This is a genomic window from Bradyrhizobium sp. Bra64, from assembly GCF_024519875.1.
Taxonomy (GTDB): domain Bacteria; phylum Pseudomonadota; class Alphaproteobacteria; order Rhizobiales; family Xanthobacteraceae; genus Bradyrhizobium; species Bradyrhizobium japonicum_G.
In genome coordinates, this window is the sequence record NZ_JALJRD010000005.1 from 136,807 (window position 1) to 154,798 (window position 17,992).

Below are 17,992 nucleotides of genomic sequence, written 5' to 3' on the forward strand. Positions count from 1 at the left end.
AGGGCAGCCGCCAAATTGGTGCGCACCTCGCCTTGCGCAAAGCGGCGATCCTAGCTAATGGAACGACGTTCGGAGCGTGGCGCAGCCCGGTTAGCGCACTAGTCTGGGAGACTAGGGGTCGGAGGTTCAAATCCTCTCGCTCCGACCAAATTACCCAATAAAATCAATCATATTTTCGGGCGGTGTGTTTGCAGCCAACCGCCCGTTTGCAAATGGTTTGCAATTTTGTTCTAGGGTCGTTCTACGAGCACCAAGATTGCCTCGCCAAGGCGAGGCTGTGGGCAGCAGAAATAAGGTCGGATAACTGGACGGAAATTAACCACATCTTAAGCGATTTTTAGCGTCGCCCTGCTATCTTGCCGGTGTGCTTTAGCAGGTTGCATATGGCTTTAGATTTCCCCGGCATGATGGCCGCTGAGAAAACGCTTTCGGGAAGGCCGAAGTGGGAGCAGTCCGATTCGGTCTGGTTCTGTCTAACGGGAAGTCTCGAAATTGATGGCGTGACAATCCCGGGCTTAGAATTGAGGGGCGGAGCTTGCCAGAACCTGCCTGACCGCGCCGTGCGTTTCCAAGTTCAGTATCAGCCGGCCCGAGGACCGTGCTCTCATTTGTCGCGAGCCGAGTGGCGCCCGATGGGCGTTCATACGAACAAAGCGATCGGCCCGCCTGAACTCCAGATGCTGAGGATTAGTGAAACTCACATCCACGAATTCGAGCACAATTGGCTTCCCGATGAAGGCCGAATGCGCGTTGGCAATCTGCCCGTCGCGAGACCCATAAGGCCCGATTTACAATCGTTTGAGGAGTTTCTTGTATTCATCGGTGAAGCGTTTAGAATCTCTGGGATGCAGAAGGTCGAAAGACCTGGCTGGCAGGAGCCGGGGCTCTTCGGGATTGCCTAATCATGCCGATCAAGATCGACGAGAAATTTGCCTCTGCCGTAGACGCAGTAGCTCGTGAGCTTGTGTCAACAGAGCACTTCGGGTCGGCCTCTTTGATTAAAACGCCTCTGATGTATCCCAGCGGTGCGAGTGCTGTGGTCCAAGTGACGCAGCACGGAGAGCGTTTTTTCGTCACGGATATGGGTCTGGGGCAGATGGAGGCCGACATGATCGGAGCGTCTGTTCTTTACGCCAACAGTGCGAAGCCGTTGGCAGAGCACTTCGGCATTCGTTTCGACAATCAGGCGTTTTTCATCGCAGAGGCAAACAAAGAGCAGCTAGCGGGAGCTGTTACTATTGTCGCAAATTGTTCTTCGGAAGCCGCAGCAATTGCGGCATTCAAAGCAGCTGAGCGACGCTTCGAAGAGGAATCGGACATTCTTTATCGCCGGCTGACGACCGTATTCCCGAAAACGGAAATTGTCCGAAATGTCGATTTTGTTGGTTCGTCCACCCACAAGTGGCCGGTGGCGACCATGGTTACCCACAGAGATAGGGTTTCGCTGTTCGAGCCCGTGAGCAAGCACCACACGTCGGTAGTGAACGCCGCAGTGAAGTTCAACGACATTGCCCGTCTGGACAATCCTCCGCAGAGAGTTGCGGTCGTGAAGAAGAAGGCCGAGCTGGGAAACTACCTGAACGTTCTCGCGCAGTCTGCCAATGTCATCGAATATGAGGTGCCTGACGCAACCTTTATCCGTCTTGCCGAGGCCGCTTAGGTTGGGAGATTAGTTCGCGTCTCTGGTGATCTTATCTCGGTAATCTTCAAGCTTTGCGTAGGCGTTGGCCGCCAGAACACCACGGCGGGCGAGATAGGCATCAATGACGCGCTGGGCCTTGTCCACGGTCCAGGTAAGGGCCTCAGCGATCTCCGGAGCCGTTGCGCCCGCCTCAGCGAGCAGGGTGGCGGCAGTGCCCCGGTTGTCGTGGAAGTTTAGGTCGCCAACTCCGACCGCGTCGGAGTCCTCGCGCCAGTGGTCGTTGAAGTAGCGCTTGGTGTAGGCCTTGCCCGTAGGCGTCAGCATGACCAGCGCGCCGACGCGAGGAAGGGCGTCCAGATGGGCCTTCAGCTCGCGCGTAACGGGGATCCAGAGCATCTTGCCGGTCTTGCTGGACCGGATTTGCACACGCTGTCCATCGTATCGCGTCCAGGCGAACTTACGCACGTCGCTTGCGCGCATGGCGGTGTTTCGGACCAAGATCATGGCCGTCGCCATGGCGGGCCTCGCGGTCTTGATGAATTGCTGCTGTAGCTCCTCCGACCATGTCTTGTCGGCCCGGTCGCTCTTGTAGAGCCGGTGGAACGTCGGAATGGGGTGGTGCTTGATGCGGCGCTGCTCTTTCGCGAACGAGAGGACACGGCACAGCGCCGACATGAGATTGTCGGCCGATCGACGCGAGGTCTTCCCTAGCTCTTGGTGCCACGCGAGGGCGTCCGCCGCGAAGGCGTCGGCATCGTCCGCGTTGTTGAACGTGTCCTCAGGGACGGTGCCCCATTGCTGCTCAATGCGCTTGAGCTTCCAAGGATACTGCTTGCGGGATTCTTCGCTCAGTGCGGCGTAGGTGCTGGACGTATCGAACAGGCGAATGAGATCGGTGAGCGTCTTTTCGCTCCGGCGGCGGATTCGCTTCTCGGCCTCAGCGTAGGTCTCAGCAAGTCGATCCGGGTCCAGGCGGATCCCGGTGGCACGGTGGTAGAGGTAGATTTTGACAGTGCCGTCAGCCTGACGCTTGGGAACGCGGTTGATACCCTGGAGCTTAAGCGGCTTGGGTCTTACGCGCATTCTCAGCCTTCCAACGCTGGTATGGGGTCATTTCCGGGGTAGATTCTGTCACAAGGCCCGATGCCCGGTCTAGGGCGGAGTCAAGGGCCTTTAGGTCCCAGCGGTTCGTTCCGGGCATTGCCCTGGGGATAAGTCCCTTTTGAACCCAGCGGTCAAACGTGGACAGGGTGTTGCAGCCGCAGTAATCGGCCGCCTCCCGTTTCGTTAGTCCGCGCTTGGTGAGCTGCACTTCCAATGATCCCGATCGCTGCCGATGAGGGGGCTATAGCGGCCGGATGCAGATTTGCTCGCAAAAAAAAGATCAACTAAGAGCAAGATAGTCGGAAGGGCCGCTGCGAGATCGCGTGAAGATGATTAAGGCAATCACCTACGGTGCCATCCGCTCGGATCGATACCCATGACTAATCGCGTCCAGCCGAAAAGCATTAGCATCTATGACCTTGTCGAAGGCTGGAGCAAGGGTAACGGCATGTCCCTCAGATCCTGCGATATGCCTTCCTGGGAGATCATTCGCATCTTCCTACCTTGGGAACACTACCCGCTGGGCGGAGGATATTTCAGCGCAAAAGACCATGGATCGAGTGGAGTCTACTTGCTTATTGGATTGGATGCCGACGATGATCTATCCAAGCCTTCAACTTTCAACCGCATTTGCGGTCAAGACAGAACCGGCACGCTCTATATTGGTGAAGCAAGCGACCTAGCGCGACGATTAAATCAACTCCGGCGCTCTGCCGCTTTGCGCACCGAACGGTCGCACAGAGCCATTCAATCACTTCAATCAATTTGGCGCCTGAACTATCCAATAGCCCGCTTAGCGGTCGCCTTCATACGAACAGGTAACAATACCCGATGGATCGAAAGAGATTTGATCCTCGCTTACATCAACACCTTCGGTGACACACCGCCACTCAATTACAGGTTCAGCCTCTGATTAGCCGTGCGGCGACCAGAACGATGAGGGGCGCGGTGTGATCCGCGCCCTTTCGCTCAATTAGATCGAAATTCCTCTAGGCACGAATTCCTTGCGCCGTTTCTTTTCTTCCGGCGTATCCGGAAGATCATTGGCGACTTGGCTCAGCATGAACGCCAACTGCATAAACTGCCTGCTGTGGGCGATAGCTTGCGATCTGGTCAGGTCGCCAATCCGAGGTTCACCGGCTATCGGAAGTTTTTGCTTCCGCACGGCGGCGCGAATCGTTTTGATTTCTTTGTCAACGCTCGGCGTGAGCTTCACGACTAGATCGTCAGTCGCCATAGCTACGCGGCGTTCGCGTTCTACTTTGGTCTCTCTCGGCATTCACTTCTCCAATGATCAGTTGACTTGATCTCCTCTGACGAAAAACCAGTCGGCGAGTGATGCGCGCCGACTGGTTGCACTGACAGAGGAGAAGCGAGGGGCCGTGAAGCCAATCGCCTGTTTGCGCTATAGCGTTCGCGATCAGGATTGCGCGCGGTTTTTGAACTAAAGGGCGCGGTGTTGCGGGAAGGCAACATGGATTAGGTTCTGCCGCCGCTCCGCATGCTCCAGCCCGTCAATGACGAGGTCGCCGCGAATCTCAGCCGGCCAGATGTCGCCAACGAGACCAAGCTTCAGCTTGATTTCGTTTTCGATCCAGTCCCGGCGCCCCCTGGGGCTGGCAAACGGCGCCTGCTCTTCGTGGAGATCGAGGAGCGCGCGAACGAGTTCGAAATAGTCAGCGGTCGAAATGAACGTTCCGGATGCAGCGGACAAAATCAGCCCCATGGTTGGTGTGATGCACTGGCCATAAGACTCATATTCGTTAGGTGGCGTCAATCCATTGATTCAATTAAAGATTGTAAGTCGGTGCTGACTTAATTCGACTGGACGCACCGTCGCAATGTAAGCTGATAATGGACTGAGGTGTGCGGCGATGACTGTTGAGCTGTTTGGCGTGGCCATGATCGTAACGGGCATACTGACCGTGCTTTTGGCGTTTAGCCCGGCGGTCCAACAAGCGATGGAGTGGAACGCCCAATGGCAACTGCGCAGAATCGCGAGACGCCTGATTGGACTAGTAGTGCTCGTGATGGTTTTGCTGGTCGTGGAGTGGATGCGTAGACAATGACCCCTTTGGGTTGTGCAGATCAAAATCGGATGTCTTTGGATGGCTCAAAAAACTCCGTCTACCTATTCGCTTATACCGGCCGGCCTCGACGTGACCGTGCAACTGTTGCTCAGCGTTGGCAAGCTGGTAGCTGTTTGGGCGAATTGCGAATCCTGCTTTTACGCCGCCTATTTTTGTCTCGCGGGAACACCGAACGGGAATGCGGATATCGCATGGGCATCAATCCTTAGCACTCGCAGGCGTATGCAGCTGGTCTACAACCTAGCCCGACACGAAACGCGAATAGCCGAAGCGACAAGATCAGAACTGCTGCGATGTCTCGAGGAATTCGAACCCGTCACCGAGGCGAGAAATTACTATTGCCACTCACAATACACTACGGACCATACGCAAGAGACGATCACGAGCATCGACAATTGGGGGCTCGCGCCAATACGAGGAACCACTGATCCAATTTTCAAGCAGAGATCAAAACCGGCAAACAAGGCCACGGTAAACGAGATATGCTCAATCGCCGACAAGTGCGTCGATATCAGCCATCGCACCGCCAAATGCGTAGACGAGATCCGGGCACAGCTAAAGATTGACTACTTCTCTTTGCCAAGCCCATCAGTCGGGACGTAGCCTTAAAAAGAGCGAGCACCAAAAGTAAAGCCCTCCCGACGTTCCAAGGCAATCGGGAGGGCTTCAGGGTGCACAGTGATACGAGCACCGCGCTACAGATAATGTAGCATGTTCAGCGAGGTTTTCGCTATCTTTTTTCAAGGTTTTTCGAGGAAGCACTGTAGCGGTTCGCTTTCGGTCCGCTCCTAGCCGCTCGCTCCGCTCCCGGCGTCGATCGCGTCCCCGCTCTTGTTGATCTTCACAAACGAACCAACATACAAGCACCCATTCCAAAGGAAGCTTTCTCCCTCCGGGAATAGACAAGAGCAAGTGAAGCTCAAGTGTCCATTCCCAAAGGAGAGAAGAGTATCGGTGGTTCATTCCATCGAAGGTCAATCCAGAACCAAAGCGACGTTCGCCACGTCGCAACTAGGTGGGGACCATTACCTAGCGTCGTTCCGTTTCTCGCGTAGCAAGCTACGCTCCCGGTTATCACCCGAAGGTGAAGCCAGATCGTCTGCCGGATATCCGTCTACAGGCGATCGGAGAAGGATGCCGCAGTAGCAGAGCCTTCATCTTTTTTGGTGCGTTCAACGATCTCGCGATCGTCCCGGTGCGACCCTGCTGAGGCGTCCTGGTCGTCCCAGGGGAGCGCTTAGCCTGATGTCCGTGCGCCTGCGGCTGGCTCATAGTCTGGCGTCTCGTATTCGCCATACCGTCGAAGAAGGTCCGCTATCGAGACCATTATGTCACGCCGCGAAGTGCGGCGCAACTTCTATGCAATCAAACGTTGCATCGCTATTGGATAGCTTCGTAGCGACGCTTATCGCCGGAGAATACCTCCGGGACGCGTAGCCGTTCGCAGCTCGCTAGCAATCAGGCTCTTGATTTGGTGCTGGGCCGCCTGGGCGATGGTCTCGCCCATGCGCTGATGGTCCTGCGGCGACTGGCCGGGCGAGCCCTGCACTGTGACTGCGATCTGCGGCGCGATTACATTCGAGGGAGCGATCATGGGCGCGGCCGTGCTGCCGACCAGTCCGCCATCGGCAAACCTGGGGATGCGGTCGCTGTTGATCGCCTCCAGCACGGCCCGGTGCTTCGCCACGGCGGAGGCGCGCACCACGAATTCACCGTTCGAAAGTCGCGCCGGGATGCTGTCCGACGTGCCGGATCCTGGTCCCGCGATGTAGCCGCCGTCTGCTTTGGCGACCGGTGCGGTGCCGCCGACCAAGCCGCCGTCGCTAAAACCAAACGCGCCACTCAGCGAGCGCATGATCGGCTGCACGATCAGCATTTTGATCATGGCCTCTTCGAGCGCGCGGACGATCGACTTTGCCATGTCGGCGAAGCCGGCCGATACGGACTTGGTGCCGTCCAGGATGTCCGCAAGGACGGTCGTGAGGCTGCTGCTCATGGTGCTGCCAACGGAGCGCATGGCCTCATTGGTCCGCATGGCGGACGCCTCAACGCTGTTGAGCGCGATCGCGACGTCGGGATAGAGGCCCTTGAGCTGTTCCGCGACCTGCACGTCCTGGGGATCGAGTAGCGAGGTCTGCCGGCCGCGCCGGATCGACTGTGCGACGGTCGCCCTTTCAATGGCCTCAGTGGCCTTGCCGTAGGCCTCGGTGACTTCCTGGATACGTTGGCGCTGTTCCGCAGTGACAACGCCTTCACCCTTTCCAGCGGCGGCGTTGGCCTGCATGGCGACGACCTGGAGCTGGGCCGCGATCTTGTTCCTTTCGCGTGCGGCGGTGGAAAGATCGATGCCGGCCGCCTCCTCACGCAACGCGGCGGTGCGCTTCTCGATGCTGTCGGCAGCCGTGCCGAGCTTGTCCGCGTCGCTGCCCGTGCTGATCTTGGTTGGCGCCGGGCCGGTGCCGCGCGTCTGGCTGGGCACTGGCGGGCCATACTGGTCGCCTTGGGCGAGCCCGGCGATTTCCTTTTGCAGCCGGTCGCGGTGGCCCTCAAGACTCTCGCGACTTGCGAATACGCCATAGGTGTCTGTCCAAGAGCTTGTGCCGTTGAGCCGCGCATTGACACGGTCGAGCGCGTCCCGCTTGGCGTCAACGTCGGTTGCGCTCGCGGGCAATCCGGGAATGCGCGGCATCTTGTTCGAAAGCTCGACGGCCTTGGCGATGTAGCCGATGACGTCGGCCCAGGCGCCCTTGATGTCCGTCATGACGCTGGCGAGATCGTCCCAGGACGGCTTCAGCGCGGTCGAAAGTCGCTGTTGCGCCAACTTGAGCTGGTCGTCGACTTCCTTCGCACGCTCAACCAGGACGTTGCTGAATATCCCGTCCGAATTGGCGCTGGCTTCCTTGATGGTCGCGAGCATGCTTTCGGCGCTGGTCTTACCTTGCCGCATGCGATCGACGATCTGGGAACCAAACATACGCTCGCCAAGGTCCAGGGATGCCGCCCGCTGCCCGATCTGATCGAGCTGGATCATGGCCGCGAGCACGGCCTTGATCTTGTCCTCGTGGGTCTGAGCGTCCCGGAACAGGACTAGGCCTTGCAGCCGCTGCCCGGCCGCCTTCGCCAGTTCCTCGTTATAGACGCGCAAGGCCTTCTCAACGTCGGTGATCTTCTCTTCGCCGACGCTCCACTCGCCGATATCGACCGGTGACTTGTCCTTGGTCGCCTGGAAAGCATGATCGAGAGCAGCTTCGAGCTCGCCGGCCTCAACCTTTAGCTTGCGGGCTTCCGCGGTGAAGGCCTGGAGAAAAGCGGGACTGACGCCAAGATTGCCAGCCTTATCCGCGATATCGACCATTTGCTGCATCTGCTCGCGGGCGCCGCTTATCGCCGCCGTCATCAGCTTGTAGGTGCCCACCGCCAGCGCGACCTTACCGGCGAGATCGACGGCGCCGCGCGCCATGGTCGCAAAGATCGCGTCCTTGGCGAGGTCCTTATTCATGTCCAAGAACTGCTTCGCGATCTGGCGCGTGGCGGTGCCGGTAAGTGACGACGTTTGCCGGAGCTGTTCCTTCAACTGGTCCAGGTTCAGCGAAACGGGGATGCGGAGACTAGGCGTCGGCATTGTCAGCCCCCACAAGCAAGGTCGCCAGAATGGCGCTGGCAAGAGAAACGCTGGTAGCCATAGGCTTGCCGCGCACATGGGCGTCAAGCAACGCCTCAACGTCGCGCTCAGGCATGCCGCCGCCGATCAGTCCCAGTTCGATCACGCGCTCTGCATCTACCGGGCCGTAGCTATCGGCTCCAAACCGGGCGAGCAGAGCGGCCGGCGCGTGTCCGTTGATGCCGCGCCATGAGATCACGCGGCGGACCCATGGGTGCCCCAGGTCAAAGGTATGGGTGCCGCCTGCCCATGTGATTTCGCGGCCGGTGGTATCAGTCATTTAGAACCTCGCTAACTGCATCGTCGATCGCCTGCTGCATGTCGTCGCGCATGGCTTCATAGGTGTTGAAAAAGAACGACCGGGCTGCCTGCCGGCTGGTCCCAAACTCGAAACCGACGGCGTAGTCGTATTCGACGCCGCTACCCTCGCGGACTTCTTTGGTGGTGAGCGGACCGCCTGCCTGAACGATGAATTCCAGGGGATTGTCGCTAGGGACCACGACGCATGATTCCTCAAGGCGGCCGGTTTCGTCCGGCGATCGCTCAAGGGCTTGCAATGCTTCGCGTTGGGCCTGGGACAGGCGTTCGGCCTGCTCACGGATCACGTCCGATAGCTGCTCGGTGAGCTTGTCCGGAAGCGATGCGAGGTAGGTTTCGAGGCCGTCGGCCATCAGAGCACCAGCATGTCGGCAGTGATTTCCGGGTTGTCGAGGAACGAACCGCCTTCGCCCGCAGCCGCGCGCGATACGGCCATCCATGTTGCACTGACGCCGTCGATCCGGTCCGTCGATCTGGTCTTGTGGATGATCCGGTTCGAATTCGCGTCGGTGTGAATAGCGACGTTCGAAAAATTCCAGCGCAAGATCGGGTGTCCGCCGTGGCAGAACTTGCCGGCGATGATTGCGGCCTCAAGGATGTTGAGTGCCGGCGACTGCGTTGCCCAGCCTTGCCGGATGGTGACGACCGGAAAGCCTTCTTCTTGCAGCGGTGCGATCACGGCTTGGGCATATGTCACATCAAAGCCAACTTCCTGGACCTCGAAGCGCTCAGCGAGGCCTCGAATGTAGTCGGCGACTGCAGCGTTATCGATGACGTTCCCAGGCGTGGCAGTCAGGAAGCCATCGCGGCGCCACTGCTCATAATTCACGCCGTCAACATCGCCGCGCCGGAGTATGTCGGCCTCGGGGCAAAAGAAGTGCGGCAAGACGGTATAGGCGTCGCCCTCTTTGAAGCATGCGACGACGGCGGAAAGATCCGTTGTTTTGGACATATCGACGCCAACCCAGCACGGCGCACCCCGCAAGGCCTCATAGTCGATCGGTGCCGCGCCGCGATCATAGGTCGCCATATCGACAAAAGGGCTGGTCGAATGGGCCTGCCAGACGTTGAGCTTGTATTGGAGCAACCGGGCGCGTTCGGTCGGGCTGTCCTTTGCCCTCGCCACATGCTTGCGGAAGCCGGCAATCGAGGGGTAGCCGTGCGCGCTGCCTGGATTGACGCGCTTCCAAAGCTCTTCGTCGGCATAATTGCAATCGGGCGGCGCCTCGAACAGGACGGGCAACCAGGTCGGATCGACGATCTCGCCGCGCGCGATCTTGCGGGCGCGTTCGATCACTTCCCAAGCCTTGCTATCGTCGCCACGGCCGGCCGTCGTCGCGACGACAAGCAAGCTGTTGTCGATCTTGTCCAGGCCGTTGGTTAGGACGGTCCAGAGGCCGTCACCACGCCACACATGCAGTTCGTCGGCGAGCACGAATGACGGGGTGCGGCCTTCCTTGCTCGGTGCGTCTGCCGAGATGACTTCCAACTCGGTCCCGTCGCGGGGAAAGGCGATTTTTTTGGCGCTGTTGAAGGCGTCGTAAACCTTGGTCATCGGGACCAGGTGCTTGGGATCAGCCTGGACGATGCCGCGCGCTTCCTTGAAGGCGATGCCCGCTTGGCCGCGATCGGACGCCGCAAAGATCACTTCTCCACCGGGCACCCGCTCGGGGCCTATCGTGTGGAGCAGCGCCAGCGCGGCGGACAGGCTGGTCTTGCGATTGCCGCGAGGGACCAGGATCACTACGACGGAGACGATACGGTTGCCCGCGTCGTCGCGCGGCCCATAGATCGCGCGCACGATACGTTCCTGCCAGGGATCGAGCTGGAATTGCTTCCGGGACAGCGACGATTTGGGGTGCTTAAGGCGCCGGAGGAATTCGACGGCGCGCTCGCCAAAACCGAACGGGTCGGGAATGGGCGAGTTGTCGAAAATCCAGTGCGGATAGGTGTCCTTAGAGGGCGAGCGGGTTATCATCGTCGCCTTCATCGTCATTGTCGCGGACGGCCGGCCGCGATCTCGATACCGGGGTTAGGCCCAGCTCAGCGGCGAGTTGGCGCGCCGTCACCATGCTCTTGTCCTGGGCGCGGATGAGCTTCAAATCGACCTCGGCGCTCAAGAGCGCTTCCAATTGGCGGACCCTGCCCATGGCCAAGCAATAGCTCTCCAGCGAGCCCAGGTCCGCGATCGTGAGAATGCGTCGCTTCGCAAGCTCCGGCATCACTCGGCGCCATTCGGCCTTCGCGTGCTTGCTGAGCCATGCCGGCGCCTTGGTCGAGGCGTCCAGCGCGGCCGCGTCGGCAGCAAGCGGTGGTTTCCGCCCTTTCATGCCGCAACCCACTCGACAAATGGTAAGTAGGCAGGCAGATTTTGACGATGGGGCAACGCACACTCAATGCAACACTTGCCGTGGCGGCGTTTTGCGCCGGGACGGCCGTTTCGTTTTTCACCCTGCCGCTTTGGGTGATGTTTGCGATTAATTTCGCGAGGGAAGGAGCGCGAGCAGACTGGTTTGGCTTTTTTGGTTCCGTCATTGGTGCTTGCGTAACTTTGATCGCTGCGATCATTGCTTGGTTTGCTGTGCAAAGGCAAATTCGCGCCGCGCAAGCAATTGAGCTTTCGCGTGATGAAGCGGATGCTTCGCGAAAAGAGCATGAATTCGCTGAGGCCAGGGTAGTTGCAGGAGTGCTGGTCACCCAGACCGTTCATGCCGCGGCCGCTCTGCTCTTTGCAGTCAGAAAAGCGATTGCCGCGACGACACATGTCGATCAGATGCGATGGGACACTGCAACCGATAAGGCAAGAGCCCAAGTAGAAGCGCATTTGTTGGATCCTCTCTTGCGAGATATCGCACCACAATTGAAGATCCCAGACCGCCTGCACTACTTGATGATTGTTCATCGACTGAGCACCATCGTGTCCATGATCAAATACGATCCGGGAATTGTTCCTCGGCACCGAAGGTTGGATGCGATACGGCAAACGCTCCAGCGCATGCATCACTTCGTGAAGAACTTCGATGAAGACCTCGCCGACGTATATGAGCGGGATGGTATCAAGTCGTCTGTCTGATTGCTTCATACGCTAAGTCCAATCCGTTCACAGACGACGTCGATCCCGACGCGCCGACCGATCTCGGTGATACCTTTGATCTCATACGGCTGCCCCTCATAGAGCAGCCGGTCATTGAGGCTGAGCGAAGCGAAATAATACGAGCGGAAGGTCAGCACCGCGTCGGTGGTGTGCCCACTCGCGCCCTCGCGGTCGTCGGTGGCATTCTTGAGAAGTTGCGCCCGCATGGTGGCGTAGGTGGTCCAGGTGTCTGTCACCGTTCCATAGAGGTCTAGACCGGTGGTGCGGCGCTGGATCTCAATGAGACGATCGAGGTTGCCGGCCCTCACGCTGCCCTCGCTTTCGCGATGGCCGCGACCGAAACAATACCGTGGCTGTAGGAGCCGTGCGGGTCGCGGAGATAACGGGTTTGGGTGGCCTGCATGTCATGGACGGTGAAGCCGTCGATCGGCAGCACGCCATCCGCCTGAGCGTCGATCCGGAGCGCTGTGACGATGGCGGAGACAGCCTCTTTGCACTGAGCGAGGCCCGGCTCCTGAAACCAGACATGCAACGTGGCGTAGGTGGTGGCGTCCCAGCGCCGGAAGACGGTCTGGCCTTCGCCGATGTAGACGGCCGGCATGATCTCTGGCCGCCCGTTGGCGTCCATCACATGGTCCGCCTGGATCAGCGTCATCAGTTCCGGGGTCGCGATTAGGCGCAACCGGATGGCCTTCTGGAGGGCGAGAGAGGGGTCAGAAGGGGTCATTTCAAAAGGCAAATGCGCGGTAAGGGGCTAGCAAATCGAGGAAACCGAACGGCAGCGCCATGGCGGTGACGCCTATCAAGCTGGCTTCCCGGTTCTGGTAGAGGTGCGCAGTCAGTTGCAGCACCGCTTCTCGAATGGGCGCCGGAGCGGCGTCCGCATCCGGATCACCGGCCGTGTAAGCCGAAACCCACGCCTTTGCCGCCGCGAGCTTGTCGGTAAGCAGCGCGTCGTCAGCGTCCAGGGTGACGTTCAGGTGGGCTTTAGCCTGGTCGAGGGTGATACCGGGCACGGTCAAAAAATCTCCAATTAGAGCGTCTCTTGCGCGGAGGAAATGGACCGGTCAGGGCGGCTTTTTTGGTCCGCTGAGACCACCCCCCGGGTGTGTGACGCGATGATGTGGCGGTGTGCTTCGTCGCGCTGCGCAGCGAGGTGCTGGTCGAGGCCGTGGCGTAGCTGTGCCATCTGCTCTTCCATCTGACGGACGAACGACCGGACTGAACGCGTCATCTGCCGGTGTGCGGCGTGCATGTCGCGCTGCCACTCCACAAGCGCAGGCAAGCCGTGAGTGAGGGACGGCGCAGGCCGCGATTGGGGCTTTCGGCCTTGCTTACCGACGGGCTTGGTCAGGGCCTCTTCCACGGACCAACCCATGTTCAGCCGCTTGGTGAGCGTGTCTGAACTGATGCCGGTCAGCCGAGCCCAATCAGCGACTAGGCGAGTTACACCATTGAATTCGATCTGGCGCATGGGACTACTTGGACCTTTCGAGGGACTGCTTGGTGCTGTTGTGGTGATGGGTGCATAGGGGCTGCCAATTGCCCTTGTCCCAGAACTTGGTTCGGTCGCCGCGATGGGGCGTCTTGTGATCGACCACGACGGCAGGCTTGCCGCACATGGCGCAATCCGGATGCTTGTCCAGGAACGTGCGACGTGCCTTGCTCCAACGGCTGTCATAGCCGCGATCGCTCGCATTCGGCCGGCGCCGGTCGTTCTCAGCTTTGCGCTTGATCTGGCAGGGGCACAGCTCGCCAGCCCAGACGCGATTGCCACAGTTACACACGCGGCGAGGTTTAAAGGGCATTAGATGGCCTCCAGTGAATGGACGTTGAGGTCGCCGATCGCGTTGAGCCTGTCACGGACGCTGTCGAGATCGTTTGCGGTCTCTTCCTCGCGCTTGCCACCGAACAGAGCCTGAAGCATTTCCATGCGGCCTTCGCGGGCGCTTAGAATTTCAGCAGTTGTCGCGTTCCAGGTAGTTTCCGGAGACCAGCCAAGCCAACCTGTGCCGAGCTGGAAAAGGCGCGTGAAGTATTCATCGAACGCCATGGGCTTGCCCGATGCTGGCTTGTCATCAGACGTGTCGGCGCCGCTCAAGATCAGGACGAATTCCAGAAGCTGTTCGCGCGCATCCAAGATGCTGCGCACGGATGCGACCGGAACGGTGTCGCTGGTCGCGGTAATCAGGTCCATGATGGCGGTGAAGCTGCCTTCTGCGACGGCCTGATACAGCGCCGGGAAGCCATACTTCTGATGGAGGTGGAATGCGGCCCGCAGCGTCGGACGCAAGACGTAAGCCTTGCTTCCCAGCTGGAGGGCGAAGTTTGCTGCGAGCCGCATAGTCGTGTCCCTTAGCTCGCCGAGACCTTGAGCTTCACGAACCGATCGGGGTTCGTGATCGAGCCGCCCACGCGCTTGCGCGAGTGGAAGCGCGTCTGGCCCTTGGTCGCCATGCTGTAGGGATCGCGAAGCACCTGGAACGAGATCCGGTCCACGATGCGGTAGCCGGAGAGATCGCCGAACAAGATCGGGAACTTGTTCGCGCCGATATCGTCCATGTCGGGCGCCTCAACGATCGGCCGGCCGAGCAGCGTCGGCGCGGCACCATTGTTGAGGTCGTCGATCAGGAGGTAACGGCCCATGCTGTCCTTGAACAGACGAATGGCCGCGATCGTGTTGCGGTTCATCAGCCAGGCGCCACGCTGAGCCCAGAGATTCGGGAGCGCGTGGAACATCTTGATAAGCACGTCTGCCGGCGTCGAGGCCGGGAAGTCTGCGGCAGCGCCGGTGATAATCTGGGAAATACCGCTCGCGGTCATGAGGCCGGCCGGCTGAGTGGTGCCGTTGCCCTTCACGAAAGCAGTGCCTTCAGCGATGGCAAACGATTCAGCCGTATCGGAAGCCAGCTCGCCTTCGAGGTTATAGGCGTTGTCCTCCAGGAGCTGATTGGAGACGTCGGTGTAAGTCGCCGCTTCGTAAGGCGTGATCGTCACGCCCTCGAAAGACGGATCGCTCGACGTGCGGTCGGCGGTGTCGGCGACCCAGGTCGCGGCGGTCGAACCGGTGCGGCGTGGATACTGGACCTGTGCCGAGCCGACCGTCACGACGCGCGCATACTGGCGGATGGGCGAGAACTGGCGCAGGAGCTTGAGCACTTCCGCCCCGAATTCCGGGGGCGTAAGCACGGTGTTGCCGGCGGCGGCGAGCGACTTCTTTTCGATTTCGCTCAAGCCGTCCGGGCCGTGGCGAAGGAACGTCTCGAAAGACTTGGTCTCGACTTCCGCGCCCGTGCCGTGGCCTTGGCGGTTCAGCTTGGCTTCGAGACGATCGAGGCGTTCCGCCGACTTGGTCTCGATAGCCTTGATGCGATCTTCGAACGTGCCCTGGAAGCCTTCGAGGGCTTTGGTCACGATCGCGGCCGGGTCGTCGTTACCGGCGCCGGTATCTTTCAGCTCAATTGGGGAAACATGCTTCATTGGAGTGGGACTTTGCCTTTCAGAGGTTGGGGTCAGTTGGTTGACGCCGCCGTGAAGCGTCGAATGACTGCGGCCACCGCTTCAGCGGTGTCGTAATTCTTCGCGCTGGTGATGCGAGCGCGAGGATGAGCGGGGTTGCGGACCACGCTGATTTCGTAGAGATCGAGCGCCGCGATGACGCGGTTGCGGCCCTGTTGAGTTGAGGACTTCGTTTTGAAGCCGATCGATAAGCCGGAGACCAACCCGCTCTTGACCATGCCGAGCACCGTGCGGGCGCGTGGCTGATCCATGTGAAGCTTGCCCTTCACGACCAGACCGTCGGTGGTCTCCGCAGCGTCGGTCCAGGTGCCAATAAGGTCTGCCGGGTTGTGCTGAAACAGAACCGGAAGCTCATTCGAGACGAAATTGAACGCGCCCTTGACGATCAAATCGCCGGTCGTGTCAGGCTCGCCGAACGGCCATGCCGTGCCGACGATGGTCCCGTCGTCATTGGCGCTGAGCGTCGCTTTTATCTCCAGGCGGTCCATTTAAGAGACTACCCAGTTGCTGATGCTGCTCAGCTGGCCCGCGACATAAGTGAGTGTTTGCGTCCAGGTTTGAACCCCATCTGAAAACCACACGGTCGCCAAGTTGCCATCAGCGTTGTAGGTCAGATGTTGAATGTAGCTGTCTGGATTGATCCAACGGCCGGTGTTGTCCTGAACACTGACCTTGGCCGTCGGTAGCGGGTTGGCGTCGCTGATGGGCGTGCCGGTGGCAAAGCTCACTTGTCGTTTCCTTTCGAAGGATTTCCAAACAGGGTTTTTTCGAGGATCTTGGCCGCGAGCTCATACGTCTCGACCAGCGGCTGACCATCGACGTAAGCCGCGATCAACTCAGCGGCGCGCTTGGGCGTGGTGCCGGCGCCGATCAATGCGATGCGGATGGTTTCGTTGATGTCAGCCTGCGCGAAGTTGCGAGCGAACACGCGATTGCAGAGCGCACCGATCGGGCCGCACTTGACCTCAAGCTCGCCGATCAATGCCGGTGTGACATGGAATGCGTATTCTTGGTCACCGATGAATGCTGTATGAGACGCACGAAGCATTAGGCTGCCTCTTGATTGCTGTTGTCGTTGCCAGCGTTCAGCGCGCCGCCGGCATGTGCAGATGACGTGTTGGGGTTCTCGAATTTGTCGCCGCCGGCGTAGGCAGGCAGGCCAAAACCGATCGAGCGCGCTTCATTCGGATTGAGGATGCGCGCCGCGACCGCGACGGAAAGGGCCTGCGCTCTTGCAAGCAGATCAGCGCGGGCGAAGGCGTCCAGGTTGAATTCGATGCAGAACTGATCGCGCTCTACTTTCGCCAAGAGCTTCAATTCGAGCGACTGCTCCCAGGCCTTAAGCCAAGGCAGCAAGGTCATGGAGATGAATTCTTGGCCCAAGCTTTCGATGCTGCGAGGCGTGGCGCGGTCCGTGTCCATCAGCATATGCGCCGGGACACGGAAGATTCGCGCGATCTCGCGAATGGCGAACTGGCGCATCTCCAGGAATTGCGCGTCAACGCTTGTAAGTGCGAGCGCCTGCCAATTCACATCACCCGGCAAGATGGCCGTGGCGCCGCTGTTGGAGCCGCCGTGCGCGGCCTGCCAAGCCGCCCGCACCTTCGCGATGGCGTCGGGCGTCATGTTGCTTTTGAGCGAGAGCACGCCAGACGGGCGCGCGCCGGTGCCGAACAGGCGCGCGGCGTATTGCTCCAGGACCATGCACAGCGCGATGGCCTCGCGTGCCTCGCCGACCAGGCCGCGCGACGGGCGATAGGCCGGGGTGTGGAGATGTATCAGATCAGCGGCGGGGATTTCGCGCGCCGGCTTCTTGCCGTCCGCCTTGATGGCGTAGGCCGGTTCGTAATTGGAGTAATCGACGACAATCGACGAAAGCGCCGGGTCGAGCCGGATCAGTTCATAGGGCTTGCCGTCAACGCGGACGATCTGCGCAAAACCGCCGTAAGGCTGGAGCAGCGCGTCGGCCGTGATCTGGGACCGGAATAGCGAGGCGGGGGTCCAGGCGTTCGGCGCGTCACCGAGCAGCCGATAGAGGGGATGGTCCGTCGCCGGTTCTTTACCGCCATTGGCAAGCCGTTTGTAGATGCGCAAGGGAAGCTGGCCGACTGCTTCGGAGATCGACCGCACCGCGCACGCGACCGGCGCGCACGTCATGGCGCTGGCCGGGGTCACATTGGCGCCGGCAAGGGTCTGTCCGCCGCCGAACAGCGACAACAGGAAGTCGTCGGGCTCAGCGAGGCTGGCCTTAGTCTCGATACCGAGAAGGGATTTGAAGCGCGAAGCGATCGACAATTGGACACGACAGAGAGCTTGGCCCGCTGGTTAGGCGAGCGAGGGACGGTTCTCTGTGTGTGCATTTATTTCGGATTGAAGTCCGAACGCGCAATTATCTTGCGCACTGATTGTGGCGGGCTTATGGCAAATAGATGCGCTGAATCAATATCTTAGCTATAATTCTATTGATAGCAATGTAACGGTCGACGCGGGGCCTTTTAGGCCCGGTAAAGTTTGCAATTAAGATCGAAAGCGCAATGAATTCAGTGAGGGGAAAATCACCTAGT

At 59.6% G+C, this 17,992-nt stretch carries 24 protein-coding genes and 1 tRNA gene; 6 read left to right on the top strand and 19 right to left on the bottom strand.

All coding sequences use genetic code 11. The features are described from left to right. Positions 1-70 precede the first annotated feature (70 nt). The 3 genes from NR187_RS17580 (at position 71) to NR187_RS17590 (ending at position 1,660) form a co-directional block, all read left to right on the top strand. A tRNA-Pro gene (locus NR187_RS17580) sits at positions 71-148 on the top strand. Positions 149-383: 235 nt separating this feature from the next. Continuing rightward, a complete protein-coding gene (locus NR187_RS17585) occupies positions 384-902 on the top strand; it encodes a hypothetical protein (RefSeq protein ID WP_256807137.1) in 519 nt (172 codons plus the stop codon). A 2-nt stretch (positions 903-904) separates the two neighbouring features. Continuing rightward, positions 905-1,660 (top strand): hypothetical protein, encoded by a 756-nt coding sequence (locus NR187_RS17590; protein ID WP_256807138.1) that lies wholly within the window; start codon positions 905-907, stop codon positions 1,658-1,660. 9 nt (positions 1,661-1,669) lie between these two features. Here NR187_RS17590 and NR187_RS17595 read toward each other — a convergent pair whose 3' ends face one another. Further along, the gene (locus tag NR187_RS17595; RefSeq protein WP_256807139.1) at positions 1,670-2,725 is read right to left on the bottom strand and encodes a tyrosine-type recombinase/integrase; all 1,056 of its coding nucleotides are present in this window, start codon (positions 2,723-2,725) and stop codon (positions 1,670-1,672) included. Positions 2,726-3,122: 397 nt separating this feature from the next. On the opposite strand from NR187_RS17595, the gene NR187_RS17600 reads away from it, so the two are divergent. Then, positions 3,123-3,659, top strand: a complete 537-nt coding sequence (locus tag NR187_RS17600) for a hypothetical protein (RefSeq protein WP_256807140.1) — start codon at positions 3,123-3,125, stop codon at positions 3,657-3,659. Positions 3,660-3,719: 60 nt separating this feature from the next. On the opposite strand, the gene NR187_RS17605 is transcribed toward NR187_RS17600, so the two are convergent. Both NR187_RS17605 and NR187_RS17610 read right to left on the bottom strand, forming a co-directional pair. Further along, positions 3,720-4,025: a hypothetical protein gene (locus NR187_RS17605; protein ID WP_256807141.1), complete on the bottom strand. Its 306-nt coding sequence runs from the start codon at positions 4,023-4,025 to the stop codon at positions 3,720-3,722. 165 nt (positions 4,026-4,190) lie between these two features. Next, on the bottom strand, positions 4,191-4,472 hold the full coding sequence (locus NR187_RS17610) for a hypothetical protein (protein ID WP_256807142.1): 282 nt from the start codon (positions 4,470-4,472) through the stop codon (positions 4,191-4,193). Between the two features lie 148 nt (positions 4,473-4,620). Here NR187_RS17610 and NR187_RS17615 point away from each other — a divergent pair, with 148 nt between their 5' ends. Next, on the top strand, positions 4,621-4,815 hold the full coding sequence (locus tag NR187_RS17615) for a hypothetical protein (protein WP_256807143.1): 195 nt from the start codon (positions 4,621-4,623) through the stop codon (positions 4,813-4,815). A gap of 1,426 nt (positions 4,816-6,241) precedes the next feature. On the opposite strand, the gene NR187_RS17620 is transcribed toward NR187_RS17615, so the two are convergent. The 5 genes from NR187_RS17620 to NR187_RS17640 are packed head-to-tail and all read right to left on the bottom strand — an operon-like array spanning position 6,242 to position 11,145. Then, complete coding sequence (locus tag NR187_RS17620) at positions 6,242-8,458, bottom strand: hypothetical protein (protein ID WP_256807144.1); 2,217 nt, start codon at positions 8,456-8,458, stop codon at positions 6,242-6,244. Further along, complete coding sequence (locus tag NR187_RS17625) at positions 8,445-8,777, bottom strand: GTA-gp10 family protein (RefSeq protein ID WP_256807145.1); 333 nt, start codon at positions 8,775-8,777, stop codon at positions 8,445-8,447. Before NR187_RS17625 ends, NR187_RS17620 begins: the two co-directional genes overlap by 14 nt. Then, entirely contained in the window at positions 8,770-9,168 is a 399-nt protein-coding gene (locus NR187_RS17630) for a hypothetical protein (RefSeq protein ID WP_256807146.1), read from the bottom strand. The genes NR187_RS17625 and NR187_RS17630 overlap by 8 nt, the downstream gene beginning before the upstream one ends. Beyond that, entirely contained in the window at positions 9,168-10,805 is a 1,638-nt protein-coding gene (locus tag NR187_RS17635) for a terminase large subunit (RefSeq protein WP_256807147.1), read from the bottom strand. The genes NR187_RS17630 and NR187_RS17635 overlap by 1 nt, the downstream gene beginning before the upstream one ends. Further along, complete coding sequence (locus NR187_RS17640; RefSeq protein ID WP_256807148.1) at positions 10,771-11,145, bottom strand: P27 family phage terminase small subunit; 375 nt, start codon at positions 11,143-11,145, stop codon at positions 10,771-10,773. The genes NR187_RS17635 and NR187_RS17640 overlap by 35 nt, the downstream gene beginning before the upstream one ends. Positions 11,146-11,192: 47 nt before the next feature. Here NR187_RS17640 and NR187_RS17645 point away from each other — a divergent pair, with 47 nt between their 5' ends. Then, a complete protein-coding gene (locus NR187_RS17645) occupies positions 11,193-11,888 on the top strand; it encodes a hypothetical protein (protein ID WP_256807149.1) in 696 nt (231 codons plus the stop codon). Positions 11,889-11,893: 5 nt separating this feature from the next. Here NR187_RS17645 and NR187_RS17650 read toward each other — a convergent pair whose 3' ends face one another. The 11 genes from NR187_RS17650 to NR187_RS17700 all read right to left on the bottom strand — a co-directional run bounded on the left by NR187_RS17650 (position 11,894) and on the right by NR187_RS17700 (position 17,723). Next, positions 11,894-12,217, bottom strand: a complete 324-nt coding sequence (locus tag NR187_RS17650) for a phage head closure protein (protein ID WP_256807150.1) — start codon at positions 12,215-12,217, stop codon at positions 11,894-11,896. Next, positions 12,214-12,636, bottom strand: coding sequence for a DUF3168 domain-containing protein (locus NR187_RS17655; RefSeq protein WP_256807151.1), 423 nt, complete (start codon positions 12,634-12,636; stop codon positions 12,214-12,216). The genes NR187_RS17650 and NR187_RS17655 overlap by 4 nt, the downstream gene beginning before the upstream one ends. Position 12,637: 1 nt before the next feature. After that, positions 12,638-12,925, bottom strand: a complete 288-nt coding sequence (locus NR187_RS17660; protein ID WP_256807261.1) for a head-tail connector protein — start codon at positions 12,923-12,925, stop codon at positions 12,638-12,640. Between the two features lie 17 nt (positions 12,926-12,942). Continuing rightward, positions 12,943-13,383 carry a hypothetical protein gene (locus NR187_RS17665; protein WP_256807152.1) on the bottom strand — a complete coding sequence of 147 codons (441 nt, stop codon included), beginning with the start codon at positions 13,381-13,383 and terminating at the stop codon, positions 12,943-12,945. A gap of 4 nt (positions 13,384-13,387) precedes the next feature. Further along, positions 13,388-13,717 (bottom strand): HNH endonuclease signature motif containing protein, encoded by a 330-nt coding sequence (locus tag NR187_RS17670; protein ID WP_256807153.1) that lies wholly within the window; start codon positions 13,715-13,717, stop codon positions 13,388-13,390. Further along, positions 13,717-14,253, bottom strand: a complete 537-nt coding sequence (locus tag NR187_RS17675; protein WP_256807154.1) for a phage tail assembly chaperone — start codon at positions 14,251-14,253, stop codon at positions 13,717-13,719. Before NR187_RS17675 ends, NR187_RS17670 begins: the two co-directional genes overlap by 1 nt. 11 nt (positions 14,254-14,264) lie before the next feature. Then, positions 14,265-15,323, bottom strand: coding sequence for a phage major capsid protein (locus NR187_RS17680; protein ID WP_256807155.1), 1,059 nt, complete (start codon positions 15,321-15,323; stop codon positions 14,265-14,267). 98 nt (positions 15,324-15,421) lie between these two features. Then, positions 15,422-15,916, bottom strand: coding sequence for an HK97 family phage prohead protease (locus NR187_RS17685; RefSeq protein WP_256807156.1), 495 nt, complete (start codon positions 15,914-15,916; stop codon positions 15,422-15,424). After that, positions 15,917-16,156 (bottom strand): hypothetical protein, encoded by a 240-nt coding sequence (locus NR187_RS17690; RefSeq protein WP_256807157.1) that lies wholly within the window; start codon positions 16,154-16,156, stop codon positions 15,917-15,919. It lies immediately after the preceding gene. Beyond that, complete coding sequence (locus tag NR187_RS17695; protein ID WP_256807158.1) at positions 16,153-16,476, bottom strand: gene transfer agent family protein; 324 nt, start codon at positions 16,474-16,476, stop codon at positions 16,153-16,155. Before NR187_RS17695 ends, NR187_RS17690 begins: the two co-directional genes overlap by 4 nt. Next, positions 16,476-17,723: a phage portal protein gene (locus tag NR187_RS17700; protein ID WP_256807159.1), complete on the bottom strand. Its 1,248-nt coding sequence runs from the start codon at positions 17,721-17,723 to the stop codon at positions 16,476-16,478. The genes NR187_RS17695 and NR187_RS17700 overlap by 1 nt, the downstream gene beginning before the upstream one ends. Between the last annotated feature and the right edge of the window lie 269 nt (positions 17,724-17,992).

Excerpts from the sequence above, each read along its gene's own strand:
- NR187_RS17585 (WP_256807137.1), top strand. The coding sequence starts at position 384 with ATGGCTTTAGATTTCCCCGGCATGATGGCCGCTGAGAAAACGCTTTCG.
- NR187_RS17590 (WP_256807138.1), top strand. The coding sequence starts at position 905 with ATGCCGATCAAGATCGACGAGAAATTTGCCTCTGCCGTAGACGCAGTA.
- NR187_RS17595 (WP_256807139.1), bottom strand. The coding sequence starts at position 2,725 with ATGCGCGTAAGACCCAAGCCGCTTAAGCTCCAGGGTATCAACCGCGTT.
- NR187_RS17600 (WP_256807140.1), top strand. The coding sequence starts at position 3,123 with ATGACTAATCGCGTCCAGCCGAAAAGCATTAGCATCTATGACCTTGTC.
- NR187_RS17605 (WP_256807141.1), bottom strand. The coding sequence starts at position 4,025 with ATGCCGAGAGAGACCAAAGTAGAACGCGAACGCCGCGTAGCTATGGCG.
- NR187_RS17610 (WP_256807142.1), bottom strand. The coding sequence starts at position 4,472 with ATGGGGCTGATTTTGTCCGCTGCATCCGGAACGTTCATTTCGACCGCT.
- NR187_RS17615 (WP_256807143.1), top strand. The coding sequence starts at position 4,621 with ATGACTGTTGAGCTGTTTGGCGTGGCCATGATCGTAACGGGCATACTG.
- NR187_RS17620 (WP_256807144.1), bottom strand. The coding sequence starts at position 8,458 with ATGCCGACGCCTAGTCTCCGCATCCCCGTTTCGCTGAACCTGGACCAG.
- NR187_RS17625 (WP_256807145.1), bottom strand. The coding sequence starts at position 8,777 with ATGACTGATACCACCGGCCGCGAAATCACATGGGCAGGCGGCACCCAT.
- NR187_RS17630 (WP_256807146.1), bottom strand. The coding sequence starts at position 9,168 with ATGGCCGACGGCCTCGAAACCTACCTCGCATCGCTTCCGGACAAGCTC.
- NR187_RS17635 (WP_256807147.1), bottom strand. The coding sequence starts at position 10,805 with ATGAAGGCGACGATGATAACCCGCTCGCCCTCTAAGGACACCTATCCG.
- NR187_RS17640 (WP_256807148.1), bottom strand. The coding sequence starts at position 11,145 with ATGAAAGGGCGGAAACCACCGCTTGCTGCCGACGCGGCCGCGCTGGAC.
- NR187_RS17645 (WP_256807149.1), top strand. The coding sequence starts at position 11,193 with ATGGGGCAACGCACACTCAATGCAACACTTGCCGTGGCGGCGTTTTGC.
- NR187_RS17655 (WP_256807151.1), bottom strand. The coding sequence starts at position 12,636 with ATGACCCCTTCTGACCCCTCTCTCGCCCTCCAGAAGGCCATCCGGTTG.
- NR187_RS17665 (WP_256807152.1), bottom strand. The coding sequence starts at position 13,383 with ATGCGCCAGATCGAATTCAATGGTGTAACTCGCCTAGTCGCTGATTGG.
- NR187_RS17670 (WP_256807153.1), bottom strand. The coding sequence starts at position 13,717 with ATGCCCTTTAAACCTCGCCGCGTGTGTAACTGTGGCAATCGCGTCTGG.
- NR187_RS17675 (WP_256807154.1), bottom strand. The coding sequence starts at position 14,253 with ATGCGGCTCGCAGCAAACTTCGCCCTCCAGCTGGGAAGCAAGGCTTAC.
- NR187_RS17685 (WP_256807156.1), bottom strand. The coding sequence starts at position 15,916 with ATGGACCGCCTGGAGATAAAAGCGACGCTCAGCGCCAATGACGACGGG.
- NR187_RS17695 (WP_256807158.1), bottom strand. The coding sequence starts at position 16,476 with ATGCTTCGTGCGTCTCATACAGCATTCATCGGTGACCAAGAATACGCA.